Origin of the sequence: Streptomyces atratus (assembly GCF_040655115.1) — a bacterium.
Taxonomy (GTDB): domain Bacteria; phylum Actinomycetota; class Actinomycetes; order Streptomycetales; family Streptomycetaceae; genus Streptomyces; species Streptomyces atratus_D.
In genome coordinates, this window is record NZ_JBFAJH010000071.1 from 12175 (window position 1) to 29925 (window position 17751).

At 68.7% G+C, this 17751-nt stretch carries 16 protein-coding genes and 3 pseudogenes; 11 read left to right on the top strand and 8 right to left on the bottom strand.

From position 1 onward, the window contains the following. Window positions 1–13: 13 nt before the first annotated feature. Both AB0I23_RS37790 and AB0I23_RS37795 read right to left on the bottom strand, forming a co-directional pair. Window positions 14–895 carry a bacteriocin fulvocin C-related protein gene (locus AB0I23_RS37790; RefSeq protein ID WP_359116995.1) on the bottom strand — a complete coding sequence of 294 codons (882 nt, stop codon included), beginning with the start codon at window positions 893–895 and terminating at the stop codon, window positions 14–16. 218 nt (window positions 896–1113) lie between these two features. Next, a complete protein-coding gene (locus AB0I23_RS37795) occupies window positions 1114–2118 on the bottom strand; it encodes a helix-turn-helix domain-containing protein (protein ID WP_359116997.1) in 1005 nt (334 codons plus the stop codon). A 382-nt stretch (window positions 2119–2500) separates the two neighbouring features. Between AB0I23_RS37795 and AB0I23_RS37800 the strand changes: the two genes are divergently transcribed. From AB0I23_RS37800 to AB0I23_RS37830, 7 genes and pseudogenes are all read left to right on the top strand, one after another. Continuing rightward, window positions 2501–2665: a hypothetical protein gene (locus AB0I23_RS37800; RefSeq protein ID WP_359116998.1), complete on the top strand. Its 165-nt coding sequence runs from the start codon at window positions 2501–2503 to the stop codon at window positions 2663–2665. A gap of 293 nt (window positions 2666–2958) precedes the next feature. Continuing rightward, on the top strand, window positions 2959–3717 hold the full coding sequence (locus AB0I23_RS37805) for an IS6 family transposase (protein ID WP_436847057.1): 759 nt from the start codon (window positions 2959–2961) through the stop codon (window positions 3715–3717). Window positions 3718–3792: 75 nt separating this feature from the next. Then, the gene (locus AB0I23_RS37810; protein ID WP_359117020.1) at window positions 3793–4212 is read left to right on the top strand and encodes an ester cyclase; all 420 of its coding nucleotides are present in this window, start codon (window positions 3793–3795) and stop codon (window positions 4210–4212) included. A gap of 284 nt (window positions 4213–4496) precedes the next feature. Next, complete coding sequence (locus AB0I23_RS37815) at window positions 4497–5132, top strand: hypothetical protein (RefSeq protein ID WP_359117000.1); 636 nt, start codon at window positions 4497–4499, stop codon at window positions 5130–5132. A 579-nt stretch (window positions 5133–5711) separates the two neighbouring features. After that, complete coding sequence (locus AB0I23_RS37820; protein WP_359117001.1) at window positions 5712–6479, top strand: SDR family NAD(P)-dependent oxidoreductase; 768 nt, start codon at window positions 5712–5714, stop codon at window positions 6477–6479. Between the two features lie 153 nt (window positions 6480–6632). Further along, a pseudogene (locus tag AB0I23_RS37825) lies at window positions 6633–6962 on the top strand (pyridine nucleotide-disulfide oxidoreductase); the annotation flags it as partial. Between the two features lie 232 nt (window positions 6963–7194). Further along, window positions 7195–7835: pseudogene (locus AB0I23_RS37830) on the top strand (FAD-dependent oxidoreductase); the annotation flags it as partial. Between the two features lie 109 nt (window positions 7836–7944). Here AB0I23_RS37830 and AB0I23_RS37835 read toward each other — a convergent pair. The 3 genes from AB0I23_RS37835 to AB0I23_RS37845 form a co-directional block, all read right to left on the bottom strand. Next, a complete protein-coding gene (locus AB0I23_RS37835; RefSeq protein ID WP_359117004.1) occupies window positions 7945–9243 on the bottom strand; it encodes an amidohydrolase family protein in 1299 nt (432 codons plus the stop codon). 84 nt (window positions 9244–9327) lie between these two features. Then, window positions 9328–10635, bottom strand: a complete 1308-nt coding sequence (locus tag AB0I23_RS37840; protein WP_359117023.1) for an amino acid permease — start codon at window positions 10633–10635, stop codon at window positions 9328–9330. A gap of 245 nt (window positions 10636–10880) precedes the next feature. Beyond that, entirely contained in the window at window positions 10881–12065 is a 1185-nt protein-coding gene (locus AB0I23_RS37845) for a trans-sulfuration enzyme family protein (protein ID WP_359117006.1), read from the bottom strand. Window positions 12066–12217: 152 nt separating this feature from the next. Between AB0I23_RS37845 and AB0I23_RS37850 the strand changes: the two genes are divergently transcribed. Continuing rightward, the gene (locus AB0I23_RS37850) at window positions 12218–12661 is read left to right on the top strand and encodes an Lrp/AsnC family transcriptional regulator (RefSeq protein ID WP_359117008.1); all 444 of its coding nucleotides are present in this window, start codon (window positions 12218–12220) and stop codon (window positions 12659–12661) included. Window positions 12662–12679: 18 nt separating this feature from the next. Here AB0I23_RS37850 and AB0I23_RS37855 read toward each other — a convergent pair whose 3' ends face one another. Further along, window positions 12680–13522 (bottom strand): PhzF family phenazine biosynthesis protein, encoded by an 843-nt coding sequence (locus tag AB0I23_RS37855; RefSeq protein ID WP_359117011.1) that lies wholly within the window; start codon window positions 13520–13522, stop codon window positions 12680–12682. Window positions 13523–13778: 256 nt separating this feature from the next. Then, window positions 13779–14048, bottom strand: coding sequence for an amidohydrolase family protein (locus AB0I23_RS37860; protein ID WP_359117025.1), 270 nt, complete (start codon window positions 14046–14048; stop codon window positions 13779–13781). Here AB0I23_RS37860 and AB0I23_RS37865 point away from each other — a divergent pair. The 3 genes and pseudogenes from AB0I23_RS37865 to AB0I23_RS37875 form a co-directional block, all read left to right on the top strand. After that, window positions 13980–14258 (top strand): acyl-CoA dehydrogenase family protein, encoded by a 279-nt coding sequence (locus AB0I23_RS37865; protein ID WP_359117028.1) that lies wholly within the window; start codon window positions 13980–13982, stop codon window positions 14256–14258. The genes AB0I23_RS37860 and AB0I23_RS37865 overlap by 69 nt on opposite strands. Continuing rightward, entirely contained in the window at window positions 14255–15961 is a 1707-nt protein-coding gene (locus AB0I23_RS37870; RefSeq protein WP_359117013.1) for an amino acid adenylation domain-containing protein, read from the top strand. Before AB0I23_RS37865 ends, AB0I23_RS37870 begins: the two co-directional genes overlap by 4 nt. Next, window positions 15861–16271: pseudogene (locus AB0I23_RS37875) on the top strand (flavin reductase family protein); the annotation flags it as partial. The gene AB0I23_RS37870 and the pseudogene AB0I23_RS37875, both read left to right, overlap by 101 nt. A 167-nt stretch (window positions 16272–16438) precedes the next feature. Here AB0I23_RS37875 and AB0I23_RS37880 read toward each other — a convergent pair. Beyond that, window positions 16439–16978 (bottom strand): hypothetical protein, encoded by a 540-nt coding sequence (locus AB0I23_RS37880; RefSeq protein WP_359117016.1) that lies wholly within the window; start codon window positions 16976–16978, stop codon window positions 16439–16441. Window positions 16979–17751 lie beyond the last annotated feature (773 nt).

Sequence of the window (17751 nt, forward strand, 5' to 3'; positions counted from 1 at the left end):
GACCGGACAGCTCCTAGTAGCAGATGCCGTTGCAGGTGTATTGGTAGAGCGTTCCACAGCCGCCCACGCGCGTGCAGGAGGACGTATGGCAGTCGTAGAGCCAGGAACAGTACTGGCTCACGGTGGAGCAGACGCAGTCGGCCGCCAGTGCTTGGGGTCGTGCTGCCGCGACCGGGCCGGGCGCGGGGCCCAGCGTCGCGAGCAGGGCGGCAGCCTCGTCCTGGCCGAATTCTATCTTGGCCGACTCCTCGAGGCGGCGTAGCTCCTCATTGAGACTGGTCCGCGAGGCGAGCCCCCGGCCCAGCAGAGCGGCAGCCTCGTCCACGACCTGGTTCTGAGCGGCCGACAGGTCGGGATGCCCGGCGCGGTACCGCTTGAGATGCTCCAGCCAGACATCGGCCTGTTCCCGCGGCGACAGAACCCGGAAGATCGCCTGGCGATACGAGATCGGGTGACGGACGATCTCCGCGTATTCGCGGGGCAGATTCTCCAGATTCGCTTCCACCCAGGCGCTGGCACGGGCGTGCTCCGAGCGGGCGAACGCGGGCGTCTGACCCGCCACCGTGAGGCCGATCGCAGTGGCCGTACCGCCGAGAAGGCGTATGAACTGCTTGCGGCCCATCGCGGTGCCGCTCTCACGGGACGAGTCGCGCCGCTCGGCTTCCCGGAGCTGCCCAAGGGCGCGCAGAACCCGGACCGTTCCTCGGGGTCCGAGATGCCCGGCCATCGCGAGCCCCATGGTCGGCCCGGTCCAGGCGCGAACGTCGTCTCCACGGACGCGGAGCAGGGCCGGGGCCCACTTGGGCGCAGGGCCCATGCCGAGCCGACGCCACTGCTGCACGTCGGGGTCGGTCAGGGGCAGTACGTCGAGTTTGCCGTCGCTGGCCCCGGCCACGCTTGTCGAGATCGCTGAACACCTGCCGCACGACACGTCGAACGTCAGAATCCATCGCTCCGGAGCCTTCTGCCGGTCGGTCATTTCGCCTCCGTGCCGACTAGCAACTTGGTCATAGATGCTCCCCCCGTGAGTGGGCCACGCAAAGGCTGGTCACCTCTGCATCGGGACCCAGTAGGCATGAGCATGCCGGTCCGTCGTCCGCTTGTCCTTGACTCTCAGTCCAAGCTTGTTGACGATGCGTACGCGGCCTCCCCGGTCACGGCCGCGTGCCGGTACTCGCGGGGTGACATGCCGTAGGTGGCGCGGAAGGCGCGGCTGAAGTGGGCGGGGCCGGTGAAGCCCCAGCAGGCGGCGACAGCCTGAACGGGGCGGGCGAGCAGGAGAGGGTCGGCCAGGTCACGGCGGCACCGCTCCAGACGACGGTTGCGGATCCAGGCTGCGACTGTGCAGTCCTGATCCGCGAAGACCGCGTGCAGATGACTGACAGAGATGCCGTGCGCAGCGGCTATCGCTCCAGGCGTGAGGTCCGGGTCGCCAAGGTGCTGCTCAACAAAGTCGCAAATTCGCACCCGGAGGGCCTGGCGACGGGACTCAGGGGTCAGCTTCTTCTCTGCGTCGAGGCAGTGCCCAAGTAGCGACGCGAGGAGATCCACGGTGACCGAGGCCAGCGTCGGGGCCTCGGCCGCAGTGAACTCCTCCGCACGGGCACTCAGATCGCTGAGCCAGCGGAAGAACGTGGCACCCATTCCATGGCGTGCGGAGATCGGCGCGGCGAGCGCCCCCTGGACCGTCGACCTGGGAAGCGGCAGCAAGGTGCGGGGGAACTGCGCGATGAGATGCGACCCCTTGCCCCGCGTGGCGTGGAACTGCCCCCGGAAGGGACGCCCACTGTCGACCAGCACAATGTCACCGGCCCGGCACATGTTCTCCCGGCCGTCCAGTTCTAGCACTATCTCCCCGCTCAGGACGCAGTCGACCTGGTACATCTCCGGGTCGCACCGCCGGACCAGCTTGGGCGTGCGCACCACCTCCAGGTGCGGGAAGGACGACACGGATACCTGCACCCCACCCATACCCGCCACGCGCATGGCCGCCCGGAAGTCGTCCTGGTGCTCGCTGCGCAGCAGGTGCGGCATGTACGACTCCCGCGAGAACTCCTCCCACAGAGCGAACCGTTCCTTCGCCGCCACCACCTCGGTGCTCAAATCCTGCACCAGCACGTTCCGGCTCCCCTCCGTCAGGTCTACACACATATGCCACGAGGATGACGCCGAGGTCATTGTTGGGTCGAGGAGAACGTCAGCCGTTGTCATGCGGGCGGCGGCGCGAAACCGCAGGTCGGCACTGTCGAGAACCCGCGTTGAGAATCAACGCGGAATATTCCTTCCAGGGACGCCTCGCAGGCGTGAAAACGGTTTGTGGTGGCCGCCCGTCGACGTCGCTCCCTCTTTGGGACCCTGAGCCCGGGACAGAGTCTGGCGCCGGGGCCGGCCGGAGGGGTCACGCACTGTCGCTTCGAGCACGCCGTTCAGATTCTCGCTTCCTCTCACAGCCCTGCGGGCGGCCACTGCCCTGCTGATCCGCGCGATGGAGGGGATGTGGATGGATAAGACCGAGGCTGTCGACCAGGAGACGGAGCTCGTGGAAAGGGTCGCCGCGATCGATGTGGCCAAGGCGTCCGGGATGCTCTGTCTGCGCCTGCCGCACGAGAGGATCGAGAGCGCCTCCTCCCGCATGGCGGCCTCATTCCCCATGGTCGCGGAATAGCCGGTGCACACGACGGGCAACGGGTCCCCGGTCATGGACTGGTTCCCGGTGCCGTGGCGGGGGCCGACCGAGTGCTCGACGACGATGTTGTCCGGGTCCGCGCTGCCGCTCTGGTCGGCGGCGAGGGTGAACCCGGCGCCGAACGCGGCGGCGGTGAAGGCCGCCCCGATTCCAAGGGCGGCGCGGAGGCTGACCCGGCGTATGTCGGGCGGTGTTGTGCTCATGCCGAAGGACCCTACCCGCAGGTGTAGACCTATCTACCGGGCGTTGTCACGTTGGTTGACCGGCGTGGGATGATCTTCGTGGAGGTCGTATCGGGGAGGGGACTGCTCGTGTCGTCCGTGTTGCCGTCGTACCGGGGGCACCGGTACGACGGCGGGATCATTTCCTACTGCGTGTGGCTGTACCACCGGTTCCCGCTGTCGTTCCGGGAGGTCGAGGAACTGATGCTCGAGCGCGGCGTGGTCGTCTCCTACGAAACCGTCCGGCGGTGGTGCCTGAAGTTCGGTCAGGCCTACGCCAACGCGCCGCGTCGCCGGCGTCCCCGGCCCGGCGACAAATGGCACCTGGACGAGGTCTTCATCAAGATCAACGGTGAGCTGAAGTACCTGTGGCGCGCGGTGGACCAGGACGGCAACGCGCTGGACATCCTCGTGCAGAACAGACGCGACAAGGCCGCGGCCAGGCGTTTCTTCCGCAAGCTCCTCAAGAAGACGCGCTCGGTGCCGCGGGTGGTGGTCACGGGCAAGCTCCGCAGTTACGGGGCCGCCCACCGCGAGATGATGCCTTCCGTCGAGCACCGCTCCCACAAGGGCCTCAACAACCGGGCCGAGAACTCCCACCAGCCGACCCGGCAACGAGAACGCGCCATGAAGGGCTTCCGCAGCGTCGGCGGAGCCCAACGGTTCCTGTCCGCCTTCAGCGGCATCTCACCCCACTTCCGACCCCGACGTCACCTGATGACCGCCACCGACCACCGCGCCGAAATGACCGTCCGCTTCACGATCTGGGAGCAGATCACCGGCATCGTCGGCCTGCCCGCCACGGCCTGAGTGCGGAGCCGGAACCGACCCCAGCACGCCCCGACGCCCCGCCAAGCGCCAACACTCTCGACAACGTGACAACGCCTGAGCGAGGCTGCCAAGGCGGTCGTCCGTCGCAACACAGAGGAGGTACAGGGCGGCGGCGATTTCGCCCTCTTCGACGAGCTGTTCGCCGACGACTTTCTGGACCACACGCCGCAGCCGGGACGTACTCCCGACAAGGCGGGCGCACGCGCGTTCTACCAGGTGCTCCGCGAGGCTTTCCCCGACTTCCACGCCGTCATCCACTGGCAGGCCGCCGACGGCGACCTGGTGACCACGTACAAGACCTATCGCGGCACCCACAAGGGCAAGTTCTTCGGCATCGCGCCCACCGGCAAGCAGATCAGCTTCGAAACCGTGGACGCCATGCGGGTGCGCAACGGGAAGATCACTGAGCACTGGGGCGTCGCGAACCTCTTCTCGCTGATGCAGCAGTTCGGCGCCCTGCCGGGTGCCGCATAGGTGCTCAGCCGGTGCAGAGCGCCCAGAAGCTCCACTCCCTGTACGAGAAGTTCGGCGCGGCACACCTGACCCCACGGCAGACGCCGATCGCCGACCTGATGCCGGCCGGGCCGACGACTCGGGCCCGGCCGCGCATCTGGCATGGGAGAGACCTGTCCCGTCGGCTCACCCGGAGGGACACCCCCAACGTACGAGCGAGCGACCGCGCCCGTTGCCGACACACGCCCTGGTTGTGGCCGCACGCTCCTCATCGCCCAAGCGAGCAATGAACATGGAGTGCGCCGATGTCCCCCAACGTGTCGACATCCACCCACGACGCCATGACCACCATGGACGTCCCCACCACATTCGACGTCACCCACTGGCCGATCAGCGTCGAGAAGTACCTCGCGCGGACAGAGAAACCGCTTCACCGGGCCATCCTGAAGAACTACCTCCGGCACCTGCTCCTCGAAGTCTCCGGATACTGGGACCAGATCCTGGTCCCCGAACTCACCGTCGACGTACCCGAGTACCGCGTCGGCGACCGGGGCACGGTACAGGTCCTGTCCGGCAGGGCCGCCGTCGAGAACTTCTACCGGGAAACCTACGAATCGCAGTCCAACGTCATGGGTGCCCGGACGATGAACATGTGCGTCGAGGACTTCGGTGTGACCACCGAGGCCTACTGGGCACACGTCGTGCCCGGCGAGTTCCTGCACGATCACGACGTCGACGCCGACCCCGACGCGCACTACCTGATGAACTACAACATCTTCCAGATGTTCGCCTACACCGACGACGCCAAGCTCATCGGCGAACGCATCTATGTGGACTCGGCGAGCTACCGCTACGAGAAGCTGGCCCCGGAAGACGTAGTCACCCCCGAACAGGCACGCCGCGAACTCGCCCCACTGCTGTCGCGCGCGACCCTCTCCTGAACACCCCTCGTTGATCGCCTGGCATCGGCCGGAGCCGGGTTGATCAGGCTCCCGGCCACCGGACCAAGTCGCCCCATGACCGGTCGCCCCGGTCACCGTCGCCCAGGACGTCCTGGGCGACGGTCGCCAGGCCGCCCACCGCAAACGACGCGTGGCCCGGTCGGTCGACTCGGCATCATGAAGGACATGGACGAGCGGGAGCTGACCGCGGAAGAGATCGCCGATCTGCTCGACGAACGGGCCGGGGACGACGGCGGCGCCTGGGACGAAGAGTACGAGTGGACGGCCCGGTGACCGTGCCGTCCCTCCCGTCCGAAGCCACGGTACGTCTCCCGTCCGCATGACCGCCTTCGGGTCGTCAGTCTGTCCAGGCCGCCGTCCGTGAGCCGTACGAGCCATCAAATGCCGCCGTTCGATGGATACGGCGGTCGGGTCCGATGCGGCGGTCGGCCGACTGGGACACGTTCCTTGTGGCGGTACGGGGGGATACGCCTCTGCCCGAAGAGGAACCCGGTGTCGTGCGGGTTCCGAACCGCTTGCCCGTCGTTCACCTGTGTGGTTGTAGGAAGGACCCGCGACGTGTCTGATCCCGTCGTCCTCATCACGGGCGCGCTCACCGGTATCGGCCGCGCCACCACCTTCGCTTACGCCCGTCAAGGCGCGAACCTTGTGGTCTCCGGCCGCCACGAGGACGTGGGTGAGCAGTTTGCAAGGGAGCTCTCCGACCTCGGTGCCCCGACCGAGTTCGTGCGCGCCGACGTCCGCTTCGACGCCGATGTGAAGGACCTCGTCGACCGCGCGGTGGCACGGTTCGGGCGGATCGATGTCGCCTTCAACAACGCCGGCACCGAGGGAACACCCGGCCCTGTCACCGAGGTGACCGACGAGGGTTACCAGGCCACCTTCGACACCAACGTCAAGGGAACGCTGCTGTGCCTGAAGCACGAGTTCCGGGTCATGAGAGAACAAGGCGGCGGCAGCATCGTCAACGTCAGCTCCACCTTCGGCCTGATGGGTTATCCCGGAGCGACCTTGTACGTCGGGAGCAAGCACGCCGTCGTCGGCATCACCAAGGCGGCCGCACTCGAAGGCGCCGCTCACGGTATCCGGGTCAACGCGGTCGCGCCCGGCTACACCCGGACCGCTATGTACGAGCGGTTCACCGGCGACGACACGGCGCGTGACGCGGTCGATTCGGTGCTGCCCATGCACCGGGCGGGCACCCCGGAGGAGATCGCCGAAGCCGTCCAGTTCCTGGGTTCGGACAAGGCGAGTTACGTCACCGGGCACATCCTCCTGGTCGACGGCGGCCTCATGGCGGGCGGGCCCCTGTTCCCGAGCTCGTAAACCCGAGGCCGGTCACGGCGTGCATGCGGCCATAAGGGGCACGGATGGCCGCTCTTGGCGACTCCTACGGCCAAGGATGAGGCCGTGCGCGCCCCGCCCGGTTACATGAGCTGGGGATGTACCCCGTCAGCCCCGATCAGACGCGAGGGAGCCATGCGCGAAGCACGCGAGAACCAGCAGAGCAGCGCCTACGACGTGGTCGTGCTGGGCGCCGGCCCGGTCGGCCAGAACGTCGCCGACCGCGCCCGCGCCGCCGGCCTCACCGTCACCGTCGTGGAGCGTGAGCTGGTCGGTCGCCGGCCAGCTCGACACCGACCGGGTCTTCGCCCGCCGCAACCACTACGTCACCGACTGGGACGACACCGGACAGGCCGAGACGGTCAAGTCCATCGGCGCCGACCTCTTCCGCGGCCACGGCCGCATCGGCGGCCCCGCCGCGTCACGGTCACCGGGGACGACGGCGTACGCCTCACCCTCACCGCCCGGCACGCGGTGGCCATCGCCACCGGCAGCCGGCCGCTGCTGCCCGGCATCCCCGGCATCCCCGGCATCCCCGGCATCCCCGGCATCCCCGGCATCCCCGGCATCCCCGGCATCCCCGGCATCCCCGGCATCCCCGGCATCCAGGATGCCCGGCCCTGGACGAACCGGCACCGACTCCAGCACCGTCCCCGGCCGGCTCGCCATCATCGGAGGCGGCGGAGTGGCCATCGAGATGGCCACCCTCTGGCAGGGCCTGGGCTCCCAGGTCACCCTGCTTGCCCGCCGCCGCTTGATTCCCCGCATGGAACCCTTCGCGGGCGAGCTCGTCGCACACAGCCTTACGAGGCGGGCGTGGACGTGCGGATCGGCACCCAGGTCACCGCCCTGCGCCGCCCGGACCCCATCGGACCCGTCACCCTCACCCTCGACGACGGCAGCGACCTGCAGGCCGACGAGGTCATGCTCGCCACCGGCCGGACCTCCAGCACCGACGACATCGGCCTGGACACGGTCGGCCTCACCCCCGGCACGTGGCTGGAGGTGGACACCGCGTGCCTGGTCCGCAGGGTTGACGGCACATGGCTGTACGCCGTCGGCGACGTCAACCACCGGGCCCTGCTCACCCACCAGGGCAAGTACCAAGCGCGGACCGCGGGCGACACCATCGGCGCCCGCGCCGCAGGCCTCTCCGTGGACGACAGCTCATGGGGAGACCACGCCGCCACCGCCGACCAGCACGCCGTACCCCAGGTCTTCTTCACCGACCCCGAGGCGGCCGCCGTGGGCCTGACCGCCGAGCAGGCGGCCCAGGCCGGCCACCGCATCAAGACCGTCGACCTCGACTTCAACGCCGCCCAGGGCGCCAACCTCTACGCCGACAACTACCGGGGCCACGCGCGAAGCGGTGCGCGCTGCGTCCACGGACCTGACCCCACCGGTGTGGAAGCGGATGGGACGCAGATGTTCTCGAAGCCGAGTGCGCTTACTCCGATGCCGGCCGTGGGCGCCATGTGCCGTCGAGCGGAATGCCGGCGGCTGCCGCGATCCGGTTGCGTGATTCGAGCAGTCGGGTCCTCAGCGCCGGCAGGTCCACGCCGACCAGCGCGCCGTCGCGTTTGACGACGCGGCCGGCGACGAGGACGGTGTCGACCAGGCCGGGATGGCCGGCGCTGACGACGGTGGCGACCGGGTCGGTGACCGGGAACACGGTCAGGTCGTCGGCGCGCAGAAGGATGACGTCGGCGTCCTTGCCGGGCGTGATACTGCCCGTTCGGGCGTCGAGCCCGCACGACCGGGCGGCATCGATGGTGGTGAACTCCAGCAGGTCCCGGGAGCGCAGGCCACCGTCCAGGCCGCGCTGCACGGCGAAGGCGGTACGCATCGTGGAGAACATGTCGCCGCCGACCGACGGGACGTCGTCGATGGACAGCGTCGGGCGCAGGCCAGCGGCCAGCGCCCGGCCGGTCATCGGCCATCCGAACCCCATCTTCAGCTCGACGTCCGGGCTGATCGACAGCGAACTGCCCGCGTCGGCGAGCATCCGCAGCTCTTCGTCGCTCATCCCGTTGCCGTGCACGAACGTGGTGGTGTCCCGCAGCAGACCGTGCTCGCGCAGCTCGGCGACCGGGCGCCGCGTCCCGCTGGCGTCGATATGCAGGCTGGTGCGCAGGCCGAGTTCGGCCGCCAGCTTCAGCTCCCGGGCAACGGTGTCCATGCTGGTGTCCTTGGGGCCGCGCAGCCCCAGCGCCATGGTGACCAGGCCGTCCCCGGCCAGGTCGGAGCGGACGCGGCGGATGTCGGCGTCGACGGGGTCGGGGGTGCCCCATCCGGCGCCGAGGCAGAAGATCGACCGTCCCGGCGCGTCTCGCAGCGCGGCGACGGCGGCGTCCTCGTGCTCGTGGCCCTGCGCGACGTGGTACCAGTCCAGCATCGTGGTCACGCCGGAGTGCAGGGCCTCCAGCCGGCCGAGCAGGGTGCCCGAATAGACGTCCTCGGGCCGGTAGTGGGGTTTGACCGTGCCGTGCATGGCCACCGCCCACTCGGGGAACGTCCAGTCCGCGCCGATGCCTCGGAACGCCGTCTGCCAGGTGTGGCGGTGGTTGTCCACGAAGCCGGGCATGACGATCCGGTCGGTCGCGTCGATCACCTCGGCGTCCGGCGCGTCGACGCGCTCGGCCACCTCGACGATCACGCCGTCCTCGATCAGCACGTCGCCGCGGTCGAGATCGCCGACAGCCGGGTCCATGCTGACCACGGTGCCGCCAGTGAGCAGGGTCTTCATCGGATGAACTCCTTCACAGACGCTTTCGGATTGTTCAAGATCATGTTGTGGCGGCCGCCGCCGCTCTGCTCGCGGCCGCGCAGATCAGCCGCGGGCGGTCAGGGCTCTCTGGCGCAGGTAGCCGATGAGGGAGAGGGCCAGCGTCAGGCCGCCGGTGAAGTACAGCTGCACGCGGGTGTCGGGCTGGCGGGCCATGAGGCCCAGGATCGCCAGCACTCCGGCCAGTGCCACCCAGGTCAGTACCGGGAAGGCCCACATCTTCACGACCAGCTTCTCGGGCGCCTCCCGCTCCAGCCGCCGGCGCATCCGCAGCTGGGCGGCGGCGATGAAGCCCCACACCACCAGCACGGCCGCGCCGACCATGGTGAGCAGCCAGGCGAAGACGGTCTCCGGCCACCGGTAACTGAGCAGTACCGCCACGAAGCCGAAACCTGAGGAGGCGATCACCGCGAGCCGCGGCACTCCCCCGGAGACCTTGCCGAGGGCTTTCGGGCCCTGTCCGCGGGCGATCAGGGAGTACGCCATGCGGGAGGAGCCGTGGATGTTGGCGTTCATCGCCGACATCAGGGCGACCAGCACGATCACGTTCATGAGCTGGCCGGCGGCGGGGATGTCGAGGTGGTCGAGGACCGCCACGTACGGGCCGCTGGCGGTGATGGCGGAGTCGCTCCAGGGGATCAGCGTGACGATGACCAGCATCGAACCGACGTAGAAGACGGCGATCCGCCACATCGCGGTGCGTACGGCTGTGACGACGCCCCGGACCGGGTGTTCGGACTCGGCGGCGATGGTGACCGTCTCCAGGCCGCCGTAGGCGAATACCGAGGTGAGCAGGCCGACGACCAGGCCGTTCGTGCCGTGGGGCAGGAAGCCGCCGTCACCGGTGAGGTTGGCGGTGCCCGGGGCGTGCGTGTCGGGCAGTATGCCGAGGATCGCGAGGCCGCCGAGCACCAGGAAGAGCGAGATCGCGCCGACCTTCAGGGCCGCGAACCAGAACTCGAACTCACCGAAGTTCCCCACTGCCGCGAAGTTCGTGCCGCAGAAGGCGGTCATGAACAGCAGGACCCATATCCAGGACGGGGTACCCGGGAACCAGCTGGTCATGATGCTCGCGGCGCCGATCGCCTCGGCGGCGACGCCCACGCAGAGCAGCGTCCAGAACATCCAGCCGGCGGTGAAGCCCGCCCAGGGCCCGATGGCCCGCTCGGCGTGCACCGAGAACGACCCGGAGTCCGGGTTCGCCGCCGACATCTCGCCGAGCATGCGCATCACCAGCATGACGAGCACGCCGGAGAGGGCATAGGCGACGACGATCGACGGACCGGCGGCCGCGATGCCCGCGCCGGAGCCGACGAACAGTCCCGCGCCGATGACACCGCTGAGGGCGATCATCGACAGGTGGCGCTGCTTGAGCCCACGAGCATGCGGGGTGCCGCTGCGGGGTGTGTCGCCGGCGGTGTCGTGGGCGGGTGTGTGGCTGGCGAGGCGCTGATTCTGCAGGTGGGACAAGGAGACGCACCTCTTCGTTGAGCTGCTGGACTCTCAGTGGCTGGTTGGGTCGAGAACCGCGCCGGTCACGTGTGTGCACACGGGCGGATGGCGTCGCCGCTCCGTGCGACCGGCGCTCTCTGGGTGGTTCAGGCACTCGCCGTCGTGATGTGCACGGCGTCGGCCGCGGCCAGCGCGTCGGCGACCAGGTCGGCCGTGTCCTCTGTGCCCGCGGCCAGCCGGACCAGGCCCGGCGGAACCGATTCGGCGATCTGTTCCTCGCTGAGCATTCCGCGCCACATGGACGCCGGATGCACGGCCAGCGATTCCACGCCGCCGAGGCTGGCCGACCGGAGGGAGTAGCGCAGCTTGCCGAGGAACGCGTCGGCCACCTCGAAACCGCCGGTGAACTCGATGCCGAGCACCCCGCCGAAACCGCTCATCTGACTGGCCGCCAGCTGGTGCTGCGGGTGACTCGCCAGACCGGGATAGTGCACCTTCGCCACGGCCGGGTGCTCGTTCAACGCCTGGGCGAGCGCCTGGCCGTTGGCGTTGTGCCGTGGCACCCGCAGGGGCAGGGTGCGCATGCCTCGCAGCAGCAGCCATGCGTCGATGGGGCCGAGGGTGGCACCGGTGAGCAGGCCGACGTCCCAGATCCGGTTCAGGAGCTCGGCCGACCCGGCTATCACTCCGGCGGAGACGTCGGAGTGGCCGTTGAGGTACTTGGTCGCGCTGTGCCAGACCAGATCGATGCCGAGGTCGGCTGGCCGCTGGTTCAGCGGGGTGGCGAAGGTGTTGTCCGCCAGGGTGAGCACGTCGTGCGCGCGGGCGAGGTCCGCGACGGCGCGCAGGTCGGTGATCTGCAGCAGCGGATTGCTCGGGGATTCCACCAGGATCAGGCGGGTCTGCGGGGTCAGTGCCTTCGCGAACGCCTCCGGGTCGGTCTGGTCCACCTGAGTGGTCGACACGCCGAGGCGTGGCAGCAGGTTCAGTAGTACCGAGCCGGTGCCGCCGTAGGTGGACTTCTGCCCGATGACGTGGTCACCGGCGGATACCAGGGCCAGTACGGCGGTGGTGAGCGCGGCCATCCCGGAGGCGGTGACCATGGCCGCCTCGGTGCCCTCCAGTTCGGCGACGACGGCCGCGACCTGTGCGTGGTTCGGGTTGCCGAAGCGGGTGTAGAAGTCCTTGCCCCGCGGTTCGACGGCGCCCTGCGCGAACGTTTCCCCGTCCTCGGCCGAGAACGTCGCCGTCTGGTAGATGGGCGGTGCCACGGCGCGGCTGGGGTGGATTTCGCGGTCGGCGTGGACGGTGATGGTGCTGTTGCCCGGCATGGCTGCCCTTCCGTGAACCTCGGTGTGACGCCATGAAGCGTGGCCGACCATCGCTCCGATGCGGGCGGATCTTGGCAACTTTGGCAGCAAATTGCGCGAGGAGCAGGCAGCTGATTGTGGTACTCAGTCCGTGGGAGCAATAATCTGCCACCATGGATGAGGTGGACCAGTCGATTCTGGCCGTGCTCGAGAAGAACGGTCGGATCAGCAACAACGAGCTCGCCGCACGGGTCGGGCTGTCGCCGTCACCGTGCCTGCGGCGCGTGCGGCAACTGGAGGAAGCCGGGGTCATCCGCGGTTACCGGACGCTGATCGATCCCGCCGCGGTCGGCCGCAGCCTGCGGGTGTTCGCCGGGGTACGGCTGATGCGGCACACCCGCGCGGACGTGGTCACGTTCGAGCGTGGAGTCACGCAACTGCCGGAAGTCGTCCATTGCCACCACATCACCGGCAACTTCGACTACCTGCTCCAGGTCGAGGTCGCCGACCTGCCCGCCTACGAGGACTTCCACGCCAACCAGTTGGCCAGCCTGCCCGGCGTGGCCACGGTGACCAGCTACGTCACCATGAAGACACTCTCCGCCGACACCACATGACGGTCCCGGCCCCGCTGGTCAGAGAGTGATGGTGCCGCGGATGCAGATGACGGCGGCGCCGCTGACCCAGACGGTGCTGTCGGCATCGGCGGCGATCTCGATGCTCGCGGCCCGTCCCAGCCGCGTGCCCTGGGAGACCCAGTAGGCGGCAGGTGCGGCGCCGGTGGAGGTGAGCCACTGCCCGACGGCGGCGTTCATACTGCCGCACGCGGGGTCCTCGGGCACGTCGGCGCCCGGGGCGAAGGTACGCATTTCGAAGGCGTACTCGGATCCCTCGGGGTAGGTGCCGATCGCGCCGACCATCGCGTCCGGGATGAGGGTCAGGTCGGGTTCGAGGGCGAGGACTTCCTCGGCCGTGGCCAGTTGGAGCACGGCCCAGCCGGGCCCGTTGTCGACCCACTGATGGGCCACGACCCGGTCGCGCGTGATGCCGAATGCGGCCACGATCCGGTTCAGATAGTCGTCGTCGAGCGCGCCGTCACGCACACGAGGCGGGGCGGCGAAGGACAGAGTGTCCTCACCGCGGCGCACGGTGACCAGGCCCGCGGCGCACTCCTGCACAACACGATCGGCGTGGCGCGGCATGCCGCCGCCGTCCAGCCAGGCGCGGGCGGAGCCGAGGGTGGGGTGCCCGGCGAACGGCAGCTCGCCTCCCGGGGTGAAGATCCGCAGCCGGTAGTCCGTCTCCGGGACAGTGGGAGGCAGGACGAACGTGGTCTCGGACAGATTCGTCCAACGCGCCAGACGCTGCATCTCCCCATCGCTCAGGTCCGTCCCGTCCAGGACGACCGCGACCGGATTGCCGGAGTAGGGGCCCGTGGAAAACACGTCCACCTGCACGAAGGAGCGTGTACGCGGCATGGCCATCGAGGACCTTTCGGTAGCGGCTGCAGCGGATTCTGCGCGTCCCAGCCGTCGGCGGAAGCAGGTCCATCCCAACGGGCGCCCGGACGGCCAGGACAGGGCCAGTCACAACAAAGTGGACTGATTGAACCCTGAATTGAGGACGAGGCGTACACCCGTAGTGGTCCAGGGGCGAGCCACTTGAATTCGGCTACCCCAGGCGCAAGCGCCTGGGGTAGCCGCGCGTTCGGTCCCGACACCCGCCACGTCCCGCTTACCGCGTGCCGTTGGGTGTGACCAGGAGGCCGCCGACGAAGGTGTGCGTGGGGTTCAGGTCGCGCAGGGCGTCGCCGGGGCACTGAGCGGGGTCCCGGTCCCAGACGGTGAGGTCGGCGAGGCGGCCGGGGGTGAGGGTGCCGCGCACGTGGTCCTCGCCGGTCAGGCGGGCGGCGTTGACGGTGTGCAGGGTGAGGGGATGAAGCTGCGGACGGAGAGCGCCCGCCTGCTGCTGTACCGCGCCTGCTGGGAGATGGACCAGGGACAGGCCTCCACGCTCAGCATCACGCTGTCCAAGCTCGCCGTCTCCGAGACAGCGGTCGCCGCCGCGCTCGACGCCATCCAGATATTCGGCGGCCGAGGCTACCTGCGGGATCACGGGATCGAGGCGTTCCTGCGCGACACCGTCCCCAGCACGATCTTCTCCGGCACCTCGGACATACAGCGGCTCCTCGTCGCGGAGGAGCTCGGACTGTGAAACTCCACGCACTCGTCATCGAAGCCGCCCAGCGCACGCCGGACGCCCTCGCAGTCTCGGCGCAGGACGCGGACCTGACCTACGCGGAACTCGACCGTCTGGCGGACCGGTTCGCCGTGGCCATGAGCGGCCGGGGGGTACGCCCCGGCGACCGGGTGATCCTCTGGGGCGGAAAGAGCGCCCTGGCCGTGGCCTTCATGCAAGGGGCGCTGCGCATCGGAGCCGCGTATGCGCCGGTCGCCTCCGCCAATCCCCCCGACCGGGTGGCTCGCATCGCCTCCGACAGCGACGCCGTCCTGGTCGTGGCGGACGGGGCGACCGCTTACACGCTCTCCTCCGTGCCGGCCCCCGGCGAGCTGGGCGGTGCCGCCGTCGTCACCCTGGACACCATGCTGGCCGAAGCGCCCGAGGACGCCGCGCCGGAGATCTTCGACAACCGCCCCGACGACATGGCGTACATCCTCTACACCTCCGGGTCGACCGGCACGCCCAAGGGCGTCTGTCTCAGCCATCGCAACGCGCTGGCTTTCGTCGACTGGGCGGTTCAGAGTCTCGGACTCGGTCCGGAAGACCGCCTGTCCAACCACGCCCCCTTCAACTTCGACCTGTCGGTCTTCGATCTGTACGGCGCGTTCCGTGCCGGGGCGTCCGTGCACCTGATCCCGCCCGAGATGGCCTACGCGCCCGCCCAACTCGTCGCGTTCGTCCGGGAGCGGCGTATCTCCGTCTGGTACTCGGTGCCTTCCGCACTGACCCTGATGATGCGGGAGGGAGAACTGCTCAAGGGACCGAGGCCCGCCGAGTTGCGCGCCTGCGTCTTCGCCGGCGAACCGTTCGCCATCACGCAGGCCCAGGCGATGCGCAGAAGCTGGCCCGACGTACGGCTGCTCAACTGGTACGGGCCCACCGAGACGAACGTGTGTACCTCCTACGAGGTGACGGAGGCCGATCTGCAACGGACAGGCCCGCTGCCCATCGGCAGCCCGGCCTCCGGGGACTCGATCGCCCTCGACCCCTCCGGCAAGGAAGGCGAGATCGTGGTGACGGGGCCCACGGTGATGCTCGGCTACTGGGGACGCGCCCGGCAGGCCGGCCCTTACCGGACCGGGGACATCGGACGGATCGGCCCGGACGGTGAACTGGAGTACGTGGGCCGTATCGACCACATGGTCAAGGTCCGCGGCCACCGCGTCGAACTCGGCGAGATCGAGGCCGTGCTCGCCCGCCACCCCTCGGTGGCGGCCGCGGTCGTGGTCGTCACAGGAGACGCGCTGGAATGCCGGCTGCACGCCGTGGTCGTCCCCGCCGGGGCCGAGCGCCCGCGCCTGCTCGGCCTCAAGCAGCACTGCGCGCGGCACCTGCCCACGTACATGCTCTTCGACGCTCTGCATGTGGTGGGCAGCCTGCCCCTGACACCGAACGGCAAGACCAACCGACCCGCGCTGGTAGCGGCGATAGAAGGGGGACCTTGTGAACGGCATGACAGACACGACAACAGAATCCGAGCTCGAGGGCATCGGGTACGCGGAGTTCCGCAACATCATGGGCTCGTTCGCGAGCGGCATCAGCGTGGTGACAACCCTCGACGACGACAATCAGCCGTGCGGTATGACCTGCTCCGCCGTGTGCAGCGTCTCCGCGGACCCGCCCCTGCTCCTCGCCTGTGTACGGACACCCAGCAGCACCCTCGACACGGTCCGTAAACGCGGGCAGTTCGCCGTGAACTTCCTCGACTCCCAGGCCCGGGACCTCTCGGATCTGTTCGCCAGCCGCACCCCGGACAAGTTCGCCGCCGTGCAGTGGAGCCCCGGTGACACCGCCCGGATGCCCATCCTCGACCGCACGCTGACCCACGCCGAGTGCGAGGTGCACGACCTCATCGATGCCGGCGACCACGTCATCGTCCTCGGCCGGCTGGTGGGCGGGGGAACCGACACCACCAGGTTCCCTCTGGGCTACTGGCGCGGCAATTACGTCCGGTTGTTCCGTATGACCGCCACCGCACGGTCCTGACGCGCTATGGAGGCAGCGCCACAACCGAATCGGCGCTGCCTCCCTGTCGCACCGCACTCTCGACGCCAGGCACACCGTCCAGGCGCTCAGTTCTTCCGGGGCACCTCGAAAAGAACACGGCTCTGGTTCAGCCGTTCCTGGGCCATGACGGATGGGCCGGCACCGAATCACGGGCACACAACCGGGTTCACCTCGCAGTAGAACCCTTGGCTCTGGGGCACGCCGCAGGAGTCCTCCACCAGGGGATCGGCATCCGAAATCGCCTTGCGCGTGGCACCGACCCGAGTCGTCGTGGCCAACATGGGCGCACTTCCCGACACCACGGTAGAAATCTCGCCGCAAAGATCGTCATCACTGCTTCCGGCCTGCCCCCACACCACGTACCTGTCCAGTAACGTCACGTACGTCAGCTGCACGCTCGGTATTCGCTGACGTGATCTCTCAGGGAATTCTTCGGCCGCCTCGACGCCGTTGAGCACCACCGTGCTGACACCGAGACTCCCCACGATCCGCCCACCTCGGGAAGAACCTCCTTCGAGGCCGACGTGCACCGTGATCTCACCGGGTCCCAAATACCCGAGCTGGAACGTGAGTAGATGTTCTCGGTGCTGCCGGTCTTTGGGGATCAGACAGGAGCGCAGGAGGAGTCCGTCCGGCTCATGGAAGAGAGTGGTCGCGCCCTCGCAACCCATGAGTGATGTGCGCATTTCCGCCTCCAAATTCAGGAATTACCGGGTGTGATGTGCAGCTCTCAGTACAGGTGAGGTGATCACGACGCCGGGCCGGGGCACTCTCGGACCATCCGGTTGCGCCCCACTGGTGCCCGAACTCAACGACGCCGCGGATCAGGGACCACACCGCGCTGCTCACGGACGCCCCCTCCGACTCCTTCCCGGAAGCGCTCGGCGGCCGGACCCCCGAGGGGCCGGCGCTTCAGCAGCCGTCAGTGCGTCATGGACAACAACGGCCAGGCCTGGATTTCCGTTCGCGAAGACGTCCGCCCGCATCAAGGCCTGGGCCGCCCGCAGAGATCGGTCATGACGGTCCCCAGTGCCCACGTAGAGCGGCTGGAGGACGGCACCGAGGTCAAGCTCGGGGTGTTCCTGTCGAACAGCAAAAGCAGGCGCGAAGCTCACCGCTGGCAAGCTCAAGCAGCTCGCCGACCTCGGACTGGAGTGGGCGGCGTAGCAGCTGGGGCCTCCAGACGGTGGGAACGAGGACGCAGGCAATTCGCTCAGCTCGCGTGCGGATCCCGTCATCCGATCGGCAGTGCAACCCGTCCGGGTCGACCAAGGCTTCCTGATCGACCCGGCTGTAGCGGCACGCATCCTCCCGTGCCCGGGGAGGCCGGTTACTCTCCGCATGGCTCCTCAGGCGTCGTTGAGTGAAGTTCCCCCTCTGAAGTGGACAGCCTGATACTGGGACGGATGGGTCCCGGAGGAAGCAGTCCAGGTTGAGTGGCAAGAGCAACATGAGCAAG